The organism is Nonomuraea sp. NPDC050022, from assembly GCF_044460705.1.
GTDB lineage: Bacteria > Actinomycetota > Actinomycetes > Streptosporangiales > Streptosporangiaceae > Nonomuraea.
The window spans coordinates 266,835-279,786 of sequence record NZ_JBITKE010000017.1 but is presented as its reverse complement, the minus strand read 5'-3'; the positions used below and the strand labels follow the sequence as shown (position 1 = coordinate 279,786).

10 protein-coding genes are annotated in these 12,952 nt (G+C 68.0%); 3 read left to right on the top strand and 7 right to left on the bottom strand.

Annotated elements, in window-relative coordinates:
- Window positions 1-273 precede the first annotated feature (273 nt).
- Both ACIBO2_RS51640 and ACIBO2_RS51635 read right to left on the bottom strand, forming a co-directional pair.
- Window positions 274-1,011 (bottom strand): methyltransferase domain-containing protein, encoded by a 738-nt coding sequence (locus ACIBO2_RS51640; protein WP_397304721.1) that lies wholly within the window; start codon window positions 1,009-1,011, stop codon window positions 274-276.
- A gap of 170 nt (window positions 1,012-1,181) precedes the next feature.
- On the bottom strand, window positions 1,182-3,131 hold the full coding sequence (locus ACIBO2_RS51635) for a hypothetical protein (protein ID WP_397304720.1): 1,950 nt from the start codon (window positions 3,129-3,131) through the stop codon (window positions 1,182-1,184).
- On the opposite strand from ACIBO2_RS51635, the gene ACIBO2_RS51630 reads away from it, so the two are divergent.
- Entirely contained in the window at window positions 3,081-4,316 is a 1,236-nt protein-coding gene (locus ACIBO2_RS51630; RefSeq protein ID WP_397304719.1) for a hypothetical protein, read from the top strand. The genes ACIBO2_RS51635 and ACIBO2_RS51630 overlap by 51 nt on opposite strands.
- An 85-nt stretch (window positions 4,317-4,401) precedes the next feature.
- Here ACIBO2_RS51630 and ACIBO2_RS51625 read toward each other — a convergent pair whose 3' ends face one another.
- Window positions 4,402-5,328, bottom strand: coding sequence for an MBL fold metallo-hydrolase (locus ACIBO2_RS51625; RefSeq protein WP_358540373.1), 927 nt, complete (start codon window positions 5,326-5,328; stop codon window positions 4,402-4,404).
- 108 nt (window positions 5,329-5,436) lie between these two features.
- On the opposite strand from ACIBO2_RS51625, the gene ACIBO2_RS51620 reads away from it, so the two are divergent.
- The gene (locus tag ACIBO2_RS51620; RefSeq protein WP_358540375.1) at window positions 5,437-5,982 is read left to right on the top strand and encodes a single-stranded DNA-binding protein; all 546 of its coding nucleotides are present in this window, start codon (window positions 5,437-5,439) and stop codon (window positions 5,980-5,982) included.
- A gap of 373 nt (window positions 5,983-6,355) precedes the next feature.
- Here ACIBO2_RS51620 and cpt read toward each other — a convergent pair whose 3' ends face one another.
- The 4 genes from cpt to ACIBO2_RS51600 all read right to left on the bottom strand — a co-directional run bounded on the left by cpt (window position 6,356) and on the right by ACIBO2_RS51600 (window position 12,343).
- Entirely contained in the window at window positions 6,356-6,913 is a 558-nt protein-coding gene (gene cpt, locus ACIBO2_RS51615) for a chloramphenicol phosphotransferase CPT (protein ID WP_358540377.1), read from the bottom strand.
- A gap of 88 nt (window positions 6,914-7,001) precedes the next feature.
- The gene (locus ACIBO2_RS51610) at window positions 7,002-9,026 is read right to left on the bottom strand and encodes a zinc ribbon domain-containing protein (RefSeq protein ID WP_397304718.1); all 2,025 of its coding nucleotides are present in this window, start codon (window positions 9,024-9,026) and stop codon (window positions 7,002-7,004) included.
- Between the two features lie 55 nt (window positions 9,027-9,081).
- The gene (locus tag ACIBO2_RS51605) at window positions 9,082-9,708 is read right to left on the bottom strand and encodes an IS607 family transposase (protein ID WP_358540381.1); all 627 of its coding nucleotides are present in this window, start codon (window positions 9,706-9,708) and stop codon (window positions 9,082-9,084) included.
- A 214-nt stretch (window positions 9,709-9,922) separates the two neighbouring features.
- On the bottom strand, window positions 9,923-12,343 hold the full coding sequence (locus ACIBO2_RS51600; RefSeq protein WP_397304717.1) for a DUF1015 family protein: 2,421 nt from the start codon (window positions 12,341-12,343) through the stop codon (window positions 9,923-9,925).
- A 118-nt stretch (window positions 12,344-12,461) separates the two neighbouring features.
- On the opposite strand from ACIBO2_RS51600, the gene ACIBO2_RS51595 reads away from it, so the two are divergent.
- Entirely contained in the window at window positions 12,462-12,884 is a 423-nt protein-coding gene (locus ACIBO2_RS51595) for a tetratricopeptide repeat protein (protein WP_357958326.1), read from the top strand.
- The last annotated feature ends 68 nt before the right edge of the window (window positions 12,885-12,952 follow it).

Sequence of the window (12,952 nt, the reverse complement as noted above, 5' to 3'; positions counted from 1 at the left end):
GCCGATGGTACTGCACTCGGGAGGGTGTGGGAGAGTAGGTCACCGCCGGACAATCTTTGGTTGCAGAAAGGGCTCCACGCATGACGCGTGGGGCCTTTTCTGCGTTACCGGCTCTGGTGCAAGCAGTAGCGGGCTCTGCTCTACGGGACGTGGCCTGTTCGCGGCCAGGAGGCGTACAAGTTTCGGATTGCAGTCCTGAACCGGTGGCCGATTCAGGACTGAGCCGACCGCACTGCCGAGCAGTCGCAGGCGCCGAATCGTACAATCAACGGCTTATCCGCGAAGAATGAAGAGACCCCAGCCCATGTAGTCCCTGCCGTACTCGAGATAAGAGTCGCGCGCATGGTCCAGGAATTGCCGCAAGGCCGGCGCATCGGGGTCGTCCGGATTTTCGCGTAGCCATTCGCTCAGCGTCCACCATTGAGCGGCGACGTACCTGTCCCAGGTGTCGTGGTTCGCCAGGACCATTTCCACCAACTCATAGCCGGCGTCTTCGATGAGCTTGGCCGTACCGGACAGCGAAGCGAAAGAATCTTTCGGTACTTGGAGCGATGTACAGGCTTCGGGCGGTGGCGGGCTGATCCAGTAGCAGTCGCCGACCAGGACGAGTCCGCCGGGGCGGAGCAGACGGCGCATCAGGGTGAGGGTGCCGGTGAGGCCGTCGCCGATCCACGTGGCGCCTATGCACGAGACGATGTCGTACGAGTGCGGCTCGTCCTCATAGGTTCCGGCGTCCGCCTCGATGAAGCGTACCTGGTCGGCCACATCGAGCTCGTCCGCGCGATCTCTGGCGGCGGTGAGAAAGACCTTGCTGATGTCCACACCTACCCCGTACGAGCCGTAACGGGCGGCCCATTGGGTGAGCATTTCCCCCTTCCCACAGGCGAGATCCAGATGGCGCGTGCCTGGTGTGATGCGGCAGATTTCGCCGAGGAGGTGCAATTTTTCGTCAGTGATGGGGTTCAGAATGCGGTGCTGGGACTCGGCGATCTCATGGAAGCGGAGTGACATGTCGAGCAGTTTTCCCGAAGTGGTCAATCACCGCGACCGAATATGCGGGCCGGGCCAGGCTCGGTGACATGCTGCGGCTTGCTAGGCTGGTGGTACCGGGCCATCCCACCGCGGGTGGCCTTCGTCGCGTAAGGCCCGAAAATCGGGCGGCGACCTGCCACGGCGGACCGTCATGTGACGCACGGGTCTGCTGAGTGAGCCAACGAAATGGACCAGAAGTGAACAGTGATAACGGATCGGACGGCGGACAGCGCGAACGGGGCGACGGCGGAGACAAGCGTCCCCAGGGCGGCGACAGGAGCGGCGGGTATGGCTCCCGCGGGCGCGACCAGCGCGACTCCAGGGGCGACCGTCCGTTCCGTTCCGACGACAGGCCGCGCTCCGGCGACCGAGAGCCACGACGCGACGGCGGCGACCGAGGGGCGTCGCGGGATCGCGGATACGGCGAGCGTTCCGGATACCAGGGGCGCGGCGACCGGGGCACCGGGCGCGACGGCGGAGGATATCGCGGCCCGCGTCGTGAGGGTGCGTCCGGCGATGACCGGGGACCTCGTCGCGAAGGCGGGTTCAGTAGTGACCGCGGCCCCCGCCGCGAAGGTGGTTACGGCGGTCCGCGCCGTGAAGGCGGATTCAGCGGTGACCGCCGTGAAGGCGGTTACAGTGGCGGCCCGCGCCGTGAGGGCGGATTCAGTGGCGATCGTGGCCCGCGTGGCGAGGGGGGTTACCGCGGCGGCGACCGGGGTCCGCGTCGCGAGGGTGGCTTCCGTGATGACCGGGGCGGGCGCGGTGGCGATGACCGACGTCCCTTCCGTGACCGTGACGACCGGGGCCCGCGTCGTGACGCCGGCTCCGGCGATGACCGTGGCCCTCGTCGCGAGGGTGGTTACGCTGGTCCGCGCCGCGAAGGTGGTTACGGTGGCGGGCCGCGCCGTGAGGGCGGGTTCGGTGGCGATCGTGGTCCGCGTGGCGAGGGGGGTTACCGCGGCGGCGACCGGGGTCCGCGTCGCGAAGGTGGGTACGGCGGCCCGCGCCGTGAGGGTGGCTTCCGCGACCGTGATGATCACCGGCCGGGTGGGTTCCGTGATGATCGGGGTCCGCGTTCCGAGGGTGGCGACGATCGTCGTTCCTTCCGGGATCGTGACGACCGTGGCCCTCGTCGTGAGGGCGGATACGGTGGCGGTCCGCGCCGTGAGGGCGGATACAGCGGCCCCCGTCGCGAGGGCGGCTTCCGCGACCGTGACGGCGGCGGGGATCGTCGTGGTTTCCGTGACCGTGACGACCAGCGCCCGGGTGGGTTCCGCAGCGACCGGGGTCCGCGTCCCGAGGGTGGCGGTGACCGAGGTCCCCGCCGTGAGGGCGGCTTTGACCGGGGTTCGCGTGGCGGCGACGACCGCCGTCCGTTCCGGGACCGCGACGACCGTGGCCCCCGTCACGAAGGTGGGTACAGCGGCCCGCCCCGTGAAGGTGGGTTCCGCGACGACCGCGGCTCGCGTCCTGGGGGTGGCGACGATCGTCGTTCGTACCGGGATCGTGACGACCGTGGCCCTCGTCGCGAGGGCGGGTACGGCGGCGGTCCGCGCCGTGAGGGCGGTTACGGTGGTCCGCGCCGCGAGGGTGGCTTCCGTGACGATCGGGGTCCCCGGCGCGAGGGTGGCTTCCGCGACCGTGACGATCATCGGCCGGGTGGGTTCCGTGAGCGTTCTGAGGGTGGCGACGATCGTCGTTCCTTCCGGGACCGTGATGACCGGGGCCCTCGCCGCGAGGGCGGTTACGGCGGTCCGCGCCGTGAGGGCGGTTCCCGTGACGATCGGGGTCCCCGTGAGGGTGGTTACCGCGACGACCGGGGCCCGCGTGGCGATGACCGTTCCCGCCCGTTCTCGCGCGATTCTCGTGACGACCGGGCGTCCAGCGGCACCCGTGCCAGGTTCGGCCGTCCCGAGGACGACGCTCCGAAGCGCGAGCCGCTGCCTGAGGTCGCGCCCGACATCACCGCCGAAGAGCTCGACAAGGAAGTACGCGACGAGCTGCGCTCCCTCCCCGGCGACCTCGCCGAGCTGGTGGGCAGGCACATGGTCGCCGCCGAGCGTGCGCTGGAGGAGGACGACCCCGATCAGGCTCACGAGCACACCAAGGTGGCCCGCAGGTTCGCGGCCCGCATCGGTGTCGTACGTGAGGCGGCGGGAATCGTCGCCTATCGGGCTGGGCACTTCTCCGAGGCCCTCAGCGACCTGCGCGCGGCGAGGCGGATGACCGGTTCGGACGCCTACCTCGCGGTCATGGCCGACTGCGAACGCGGCCTCGGCCGTCCGGAACGCGCCCTCGACCTGGTCCGCTCGCCCGAAGCCGAACGCCTCGACAGGGCGGGACGCATCGAGCTCTCCATCGTCGAGTCGGGCGCCCGCCGCGACCTGGGCCAGAACGACGCCGCCGTCATCACCCTGCAACGCCTGCCCGAGCTGCGCGACCCGCAGGCCAAGCCCTGGTCGGCTCGTCTCGCGTTCGCGTACGCCGACGCGCTGGCCGACGCGGGTCATCAGGAGGCCGCGACCGACTGGTTCGCCAAGGCGATGGCCTTCGACGAGGACGGTGAGACGGATGCCGCCGAACGGTACGCCGAGCTGACGGGTGCCGTCATCGAGGACGTCGAAGAAGAGTTCGACGACGATGACTACGAGGACGACTCCGACGACGCGGGTACGGCCGGTCAGGCCGACGCCATGATCAAGGTGGACGAGGACGTCGACGAGGACGAGGCCCTCGCTGAGGCAGACGACCTTCTCGACGACTCCGAGCCCACCGACGATCAGGCTACGGAAGCCGAGCCGGTGGACCAGGAGGACGAGCCGGTCGGCCGGCAGGATGCCGGTGATGAGCAGGACGGCGCCGCGGACCGGCAGGGCGCCATCCGTGAGCAGGACGGCTCTGCCGACCGGGCGGACGCCGACGACGAGCAGGACGGGCCTGCCGGCGAGACGGAATCCACTCCTGAGCAGGCGGAATCCGCTTCCGAGCAGGAGGCCGCCGAGTCCGGCGACCTCCGGGACGGTTCGGCGAACGCCTCGAAGGACGTCCCGAAGGATGCTTCGAAGGACGGCTCGAAGGATGCCGAGCCCGACGAGCCGCAGGACGACGACTCCGGCACGGCAGAGTCGAGCGTCCCGGAGTCCAAGGCCCCTGCGGTGGAGACCCCGATGACGCTAGGCATCACTCCGGCGTTCATCGAGCCGAACTTCGGCGACATCCTGGACCAGCCCGACGAACCAGCCGACGACGCCGCCAAGCGCGACTCCAAGCGCGAAGACTGACGTCCTGCTCCGCCGTACACCTTCCACGGTGTACGGCGGAGTTCTGGTACGGCATTTCGTACCGGAAGCTATTTCGTACCAGAAGTCAGGGTGAGACGCGGTCGAGCCAGTGGTAGATGCCCGCGACGTTAGACGGAGCGCCACTAAGCAGCTCGAACTGCTCCGCTGTGTCATCGTCCGCCTTGAGCGCTTGGTACCGTTCCATGGTCCGGTCCCTGACCATGGCGACGGCGTGGTCGAGGTCGAGGCCCTCCGTGTGTACCTGGCGGGTGAGATCGACCCAGACGCGAAGTTCCTCCGCAGAGCGTTCGAGCGTCTCCTGTACGGCGCCGACCGGTCCGTAGTGGCTGAACAGCAGTCGCTGCGGGCCGAGCGCCTTGAACAGCGAGATCGAGTCGAGCGCCGTCTCCAGGTCGAAGTCCGGAGGCGGGGTGGCCGGGCGGAGATCCCCGGTCTGAGGCAGGTACACGCCGGCGGCGTCGCCTACGTACAGATCGCCAGTGGCGGAATCGATGAGACCCACATGGTGCTTGGCGTGGCCGGGGGAGTAATGGCTGTTCAGCGTCCTTCCGTTGCCCAGGTCGATGGATCCGGTGTCTCCGAGTGCGACGATGCGGTCGGCCTCGGTCGGCGATAGTTCACCAAATAGCGTGTCAAGGCGGTCACCCCACACCATCCTCGCGCTGGCCATCAATCTGGACGGATCGGCCAGGTGCCTGGCTCCCTTCTCATGCACCACGATCTGGGCGGATGGGAAGTACCTCGCCATGTCCCCAGCGCCGCCGGCATGATCTAGATGGATGTGCGTGACCACGACCGTGGCAAGGTCCTCCGGGCCCACGCCGAGCGAGGCGAGTGCGTCACGGACCACGGGCGCCGAGGTCGAGGTGCCGGTCTCGACCAGGCATGGGCGGTCACCCAGGATCAGATATCCAGCCGTGATGCCCGAATAGCCGGCCATCTTCGTATCGATCTCATAGACGTCGCCGCCCAGGGCGGTGATGTTGTCCACAGTCACTCCTGATCCGCTGCCGTTATCCCCAGAATGGCGTTCGAGCCGATCCGGCGTACCCCTCATCGTAAAGAGTGATCTCACCAGAACCCCGATGGGAGGACGACAGTGGACCGCAACGAGGTCGTACTGGTGGGAAGGCTGTCCGCGACGCCAGAGGAAAAACCCCTGCCGAGCGGCGACATCCTCACGAAATGGCGCCTGATCGTGCGCCGCCCGGAAAACAGACGTGGCCAAACGATGACGGACAGCGTGCCATGCGCGACCTTCGATCCCGAGGCGGCCGCCTTCGTCCGCAACCTCAGACCCCGCGACACCATGGAGATCAAGGGCGCTTTCCGCTGCCACGTCTACGGCCCGACCGCCGCCAAGATCTGGCGCTACGAAGTCGAGGTCACGATGGCGAAGGCAGCCCCACCTGACCCAGCTGACCGGCCGAGGCCGTCCCGACCGTGCCGAAAGCCTTTCCCACTCGCACAGAGCCGACGGCTCGGCAACGACCCGGAACCGCCGGACGCTCAGGAGTGCCGACGCGGGCCGGCCCCTCCGCCCACCCCAAAGCCATCCGGAAACGCGATGGCCGACGACAGACACGACATCCTCCTGTCCATCCCCTCGCCACGCCCGGCTCCGGACCTGGCCCCGGCCGGCTAGCTCGCTGTTCGGGTGTGGCACCTCGTGGAAGTGTCCGGCGATCGCCTGTCGATCGCCGGACGATCGACAACGGGGGTCCCGGGGTCAGGGACAGGGGAGCGCGCCCAGTCGCTCCGGTCCAACAGGTAGTCGCGCTGCGCGCGGCCCGCGCATTGCTCGCTGCCCGCGCACTGCTCGCCACCAGTGCGCTGATGACATCCCGCAGACTGGTGTAGTTGCCTCAGCCACTCGGCCGTATTCATCCCTGGTAGAAGCCATACAGCGAGATCGTGGATCCACCACTCAGCGGGACACAAGCGTGCAGATCGGTGCAGGTAGCTCGTGGGGCGGCACAACTCAGGAGGTCGGCATCGTTATTGCTCGTCTAGTGCGGTCACCGGAAACGTTCGTCGGCTTGCGACATGTAATCGGCGATGGTCTTCGCGCACACCAGCGACTCGGTACGCGTGGTATCCACTTCCAGGTCATAGACCATACCGTCGTGTACCGCCTCCGCCTGGGCCACGGCCATGCCCGGGATGCGGTCTCCCCGAGCCCGCTCGCGCTCGGCGGCGACCGCGCTGTCACACCTGACGCCGACCCACAGGATGTCGAGCCCGCCAAGAACTCTCTGCCACTGCTGCTGGGACTCCGCGCCCCTGAGAAGGACGTCATCGATGATGACCCGGGCTCTGGCACGGGCCATCGTGGCGATGCCTTCCCGCCACGCCGTCTGCAGTTGCAGGAACTCCGGCCCGACGGTCACACCTCCGTCGGAGGCGATCTTGAGTCCCGTGTCCGATGTCATCATGGATTCGGGCATCGCCTGGATCATCGAGTCGACACCCCCGATGGCAAGCCAGGGCTGCGGCAGTATGGCCTGCAGGTTCCGGACGATCGAGGATTTGCCGGCGCTGGATCCGCCATTGAGCACGATCAACTGCGTTGTCACGGCGTACACAGTAGGGGCGCCGCCTCAAGGAAGTGAAACCATTTTCGGTCGACGGGCCCTGCTGCTGTGATTCGGTGAACGTTGCCGGTCACTGCACCAGCCGGGCCGTTGAGTCGCCGATCAGCGGCGGTACACGAGGACGGAGCAGTATGCTCTGGCCGCTCCGCCATTTCTCGTACTTGCAGCGTCTCTGATCAGCTGAGCGATCCCACGTCAGGCATGGTGTCTGGCGGGGGTTGTGCCCACCGTGGAGGGGGGCGTGAGCGTGGAGGTGGAATCCCGCGCCCAGGGCTGCCCCGCGTGGCCGGTGGCCGGTGGTGGGTGTGCTGATCGTGGTCACGTCCTGGTTCCGGTGGGCTGCGCGGGGCAGCCGGGCCCGGTCCGTGGGTGCGTGTCCCTCCGGACGCTTACCCGCCGAACCCTGGGGGCTGGTGGGGGAGGGTGCCCTGCGTCGCCTGGGCGCGGGGCGTGTTGGCCTGTGCCGGGTCGATCCGGTCTTGGACCGGTCGCTGCGGCTGATGGTGGTGGTCGCGACGAGCACGGCTTTGGTTTCGAGTTTGTCCACGATGGTGCGGATGAGCATGGTTGCGCTGGCGCGGTCGATGGCGGTGGTGGCCTGGTGGGCCAGGCCGCGGGCGGCGATGCGGCGCCAGGCGCCCATGTCACGGTCGCCCTGCCAGCCGCAGGACGGGTTGGGGCAGATGGCCCACTTCCAGCCCGCGACCGTGGGGCGGTCGGGTGCCTTGCGGTGGCGCAGCGGCGTGAGGCAGTGGGGGCAGTGCTTGGAGGTGTTGCGGGCAGGGACGCTCACCACGGCGATGCCGGTCTCGGCGGCCAGGTGCCGCATGCGGTCGGTGATCTGCCCGCGCACCTGCTGGGACATGCGCGTGTTGTGCGTGCGGCCCATGCCCTTGGCCTCCATCGAGCGCAGGTCTTCCAGGTAGATGACGCCGGCGCCGGCGGCGATGGCCTGGTCCACGGCCCAGCGGGCGGCGGCCCAGGACAGGGCGTCGTTGAGGTTGGAGCGGCGGGCGCAGACGCGCTGGATCTCTTGCGACAGGAGCGTGTGGTTGGCTGCCAGAGCCGGATCGGGGGCGCGGCCGTCGATGAGCCGCTGGTAGTGGTCGATCTTGGCGTGCAGACGCTCTGACAGACGCCGGAGCCGGTGCTGCTTGGCCAGCACTCCAGCAGCCCGGAACTGCCCCCCGGCCCCTAGCGCGGTGATCTGCCCGTCGCTGTGCAGCCGTAGCGCACCCGCGCTCAGCAGCGTGTTGAGGCCCCAGTCCACGCCGAGCGCGACGGTGTGTCCGGTGCGCTGGGTCTTGGGGACGGGCAGGGTGAAAGCGAGATCGGCCCGCGCCTGAGCGCCGTGGATGCGCACGGTGGGCAGGTGCAGCACCGCACTCGGCGGGATCGTCGGGGGCAGGGTGATGGGGCAGGCGACCCACGTCCAGTCCGCGTATGCCCGCGGGTCGGGCCGGGTGGGGAGCTGCAGTCGTAGCAGCGCCCGCCTGGAGTCGTCGCCTGCGCGTTCGATGGTGGCCTGCTGGGCGTCGCATGCCGACAGCAGCAGTATCCGCGCCGCCCGGGGCGGGGGCTCCAGTTCGAACACATCGGCCGCAAGCCGTCCGTGCTCGGTGGTGAAGGCAGCCGCTTGGCGGGTGCGGGACTTGATCACGCTGGACGGCAGGAACTGCCCACCGGGTGCCGCCGCACGGACCTGCTCCCACTCCTTCGCGGTGCGCGTGTTCGGATCGGCGGGCCAGGTGGCCAGTATCGCGGCGGTCAGGTCGGCGCGCCACTTCGCCGACCGCAGCGTCCGCCCGGCCGCCTCTTGGGCCATGCGCACGATACGGTCGTTGACCTTGATGCCCTCGGGCGGGGCAGCCGTCCAGCCGAGGCGTCGCAAGGCCATCCAGGCATTCGACGGCAGTCTGCGGCCCCCGGCGTCCACACCACAGGCCAACCGGTCCACATCGGCGCTGTTCCAGTGCTCGGTGGTCAGCGCGCCGACCATGCCGGATACGAGGTCGACAGCCCATCCGACGCGCTCGGCCAGCACAGCGCAGGTCAGGAGTTCGCCGCTCTTCTCATCCACTGCGGTGCGCAGCATGCCTGGTGCGCTGCGGTGCGGGAGGTTTCGCCCTCGGCAAGCCGAAGTTTCCGGCTCACGCGGCACCATCCTCGCCGGCGCACTGGCCGGTCTCGGCCAGCAGTCGCTTGCGGGCCTCCGTCGAGCGCATGCCGTACAGGCGGCCGGCGAAGGTGGAAACCAAGGACACGAAGTCGTCGAGGAGTTCATCCCGGCCACCGGACTTGTTCGGGTGCAGGACTTCGAGCGTGACGCCGTACACGGACAACAGGCGCTTGAGCCATCCCACCCCGAACCGGGCCAGCCGGTCCTCATGCGTCACCCGCACCACCGACACCGAGCCATCGGAAACCATCGCCAACACCCGATTCAGGCCCGGCCGGTTCTCCCGCAGGCCCGATCCACGGTCCTTGACGACCTTCACGACCTCACCGGTGGACGTGGCCCGCAACTCCTCTTCCTGCGCTGCCAGCGAGGACTCCTGCCCGGACGAGCCGGACACGCGCACATACAGAACCTCTCGCCTTGGACGGGAGGTCGTGGAGCCGCTGCCGCGCTTCATGTTCTCCACATCCAGCGAGGAGAACCGGCGCTCACGACCGACCCAGGAAAACGGGATCTTGCCATCGATAGCCCACTGGCGAAGCGTCATCGGGTGGATACCCAGACGCTTCGCCGCCTTGGACATCCGCAGCAACTCCATACACACAATATACATACACAACACTAGGGATGACTAACGAAACTGGTGAGCGCTCTTCATAGCGCGAGCTGGGTGGTGTCCCAGCCAGTGGTGGATCAACGATCTCGTTGTGCGTTTCCTACGTGGGCGAACAGGGCTGAGCGGATGGGAAAGTACACCGCTCTGCGGGACGTCATCCAGTGCTGCTGCTGGGGGTCCAGGTCGATGTCCCGCCTCAACCGGTGGCGAAGGTACGGAGGACGAGGCCCGTAACGGGCTTGGGGCCGAAGGAGGTTGATTTGCGAGGCACGCGCTCGCCCCCCGCCGCGATTGCCAGCACGTCGTCGACGGCTAGCGGCTTCAGAATCACGGCGGTGCCGCCCGTATCGAGAGCCAGCTGCAGGGCGGCCTCCGGGTCATGATGCACGATCCGTACGGCCTGCTGATCGTCCTGCATGCCCCACACCTTGGGCAGGACGAACTCACTGAGGATGGAGATGTTCAGCGAGTTCCACCGATCGGAGCGGTCCGGAGGCATGGCACGGGCGAGTTGGACCGGATCAGGGTTGGTGAGCAGGTGGCAGCCACCTTCTCCGGCGAGCAGAAATGCGGGCTCCCCCGCGGCCTGAAGCGCGGCCAGGCCCTGGTCGAGGGTGGCATGGTCGTGGACACGCCACGATCCCTTGGCCTTGGCCGCCGCCTCGGTCAGAGACAGGCCGGGGATGACGCGGTGAATGGCCTTGAGATCGGGCGGGTACGCGGTCGAATCGACGAGCAACGCCAGCCCGAAGTCCCATGGACCCAAAGTGGGCTGCCCCTGCTCCCCGCCACGCGCATGCTGCCCCGTGGGGTGCTGGGCTCCGGGGGCTGATGTGGCGGCGGGTTCTGGCACCTGGCCTGGTTCGGTTTTGCTTGCTGGGCCCTGAGCTGGTTCCGCGTTGGCGGCTGGATCCGGAGCTGGTGTCGGATTGTTCGCTGGACCCTGAGGGGGTGCGGCATTGGGTGTTGAATCCTGAACGGGTGTGGCAGGGGGCGCTGAAGGCTGAGCGCCGCGGGGTGGCGCGGGTGTTGGTTCTGGTTGTGCGTCGAGGTGCGGTGGTGTGTTCAGCGGCGAGGTGAGTGGAGGCTGTGGGGTGGTGGATGCCGGTGTTGTGGGAGCGGGCCATGAGGTGGAGGTGGGGACCTGGCCGGCACGGGCCGCGTGCTCTTGGCGTTGTAGGACCCGATATGTCGCGTACCTGTGGTGGCCGTCGGCGATGAGGGCTTGGCGGTTTCGGAGGTCGGCGTTGACGGCGTCGACCTCGGCCGGATCCGTGATCGCCCAGAGGCGGTGGCGGAGACCGTCCTGGGTATCAGCCGTCACCAGAGGCGGGCGTGTCGACGCCACGTGATCCACCATGAGGGTTGCCGTGCCTTGGCCGCCGTCGTAGAGGAGGAAAATGGGTTCGAGGTTGGCCTGGGTGGTGCTCATGAGGGCGAGCCGGTCGGCGACGGGTCCGGGGAAGATGTCCTCGTGGGGGAGGATGATGCGTTGAGCCGGGTCCGCCAGGGCCACGTCGCCGATGAGGCCGCGCTGTAGGACGCCCAGTCCGTGCTGTTCGTACACATATAGGGCTGGTTGCTCGTCAGCGACCAGCACCCTCGCGTCCAGCCAGGCGAGGAGGGTGTCGCGGGCTTCGCAATAGCGCTCGTTCGCTGAGCGTTCGGGTATGTCGGCAGATGGCTGGACCGCTACATCCCCATGCGCGTCACCCTGGCGCTCATCGCCGGGTCGTATGTCGTTGAGTTGTTTGTCACTGTCAGCGAGCCGCTCGTCATGGGACCGTTCGTACTGCTCGGAACGAGGCTGCTCGTGCCTGGGCTGCCGGTCTTTGAGGTGCTTGCCCGTGGGCTGCTCGTCCTCGGATTGTTCGCCCCTGAGGTGTTCGTCACTGAGCTGCTCGCTCTCGGGCCGCTCGTCATCAGGCCGCCTGGCGCCGGGGTGGTCGTCGTGGAGCTGTTCGGCGGTTTCTTCCGGAGGGATGTCGTATCGGGTGGCGGCTGCGTTGTCGCGTGTTCCGGCGGGGTGGTGACCTATCGGGGCCGGAGATGTGTCGCTGTCGTGATCGCCGGCTGCGATTTCGGCGTCGTGCTTGTGGGCGCTGATGGAGTCGTGGGGTTGGGGGATGCTGACGGCCGTGTCGGGTGCGCTCTGATCGTCAGGTGCGCTCGGACGGGTGCTCACCGCTGGGCCCAGCGCGGGGCTCACGGCTGTGGCAGCGGGTTGTTCGTCGGCTGCCGTCGCAGCGGGGGCGGCGTGGTGGGAGGTGACGCCGGGCGTCGTGCTGTGGTGGGAGGTGACGCCAGGCGTCGTGCTGTGGTGGGCGGCGGTGCTGGAGGTCTTGTTGTGGTGGGGGGCGGCGCTGGGGGGCGTGTTGTGGGTGAGGGAGCCGGGAGCGGATGGGTGTCCTTCGGGGGACTGGGGTGGCGATGAGCAGGGAAGGATGAGGCGGACGACGTTGTTGGGATGGGAATCCAGGAGGGCGCGTACGTCACCTTCAGCGATCAGGTCGTACGGCGGGGAGGTCACCTTGGCGGGATCGTCGACCGTGAAGCGGACGCCGCGGAAGGGGCGTAGGAGCAGTCCATCAGGCACCGGCAGTTCAGGATTCCCCATACCGGGCATGCTCCCATAAGTGTCCGGGTCTTCCGAAAGTCGCCCCCAAGCTCCCAACGCTCCTGATTCCGCGGCGAATTCAACGGAACCCTGTCGGCCGATGAAGGAGGCCTCACGCATGGTCCAAGGTAGAAACGTGCACGATGAATCCCCTGGGGCTCCGGGGGGTGGCGTTTACGACTGGTATCAGCGCGGGGTGAAGCTTTTGAAAGAGGGCAGTCCGGCAGCTGCTGCCGCTCTGCTCGAGCGTGCCGCTGCTGCGGAGCCTGATTCGCGCAGCATCAGGGAGGCTCTCGCGCGAGCGCAGTTCAATTCGCGGCAGTACGCGGAGGCTGCGGCGAGCTTCCGCCAGATCGTCGACGCCAATCCGACTGAGGATTACGCCTATTTCGGGCTTGGGTTATCGCTGTGGCGAACGGGCGACATTGAAGGGGCCCAGGAACCCCTTGCGATCGCTGTGGCCATGCGGCCGGATGAGCGTCACTACGTGTCCGCGCTGAAGAGCGTCCGCGCCACTCTGCGGGCTCGGCGTGAGATGTAGACGATAGACAGGAGGCCGGCCGAGGCGGTGTCGGTCGGCGCTCGCACCGGTTGCGTCCTGGAGAGGGC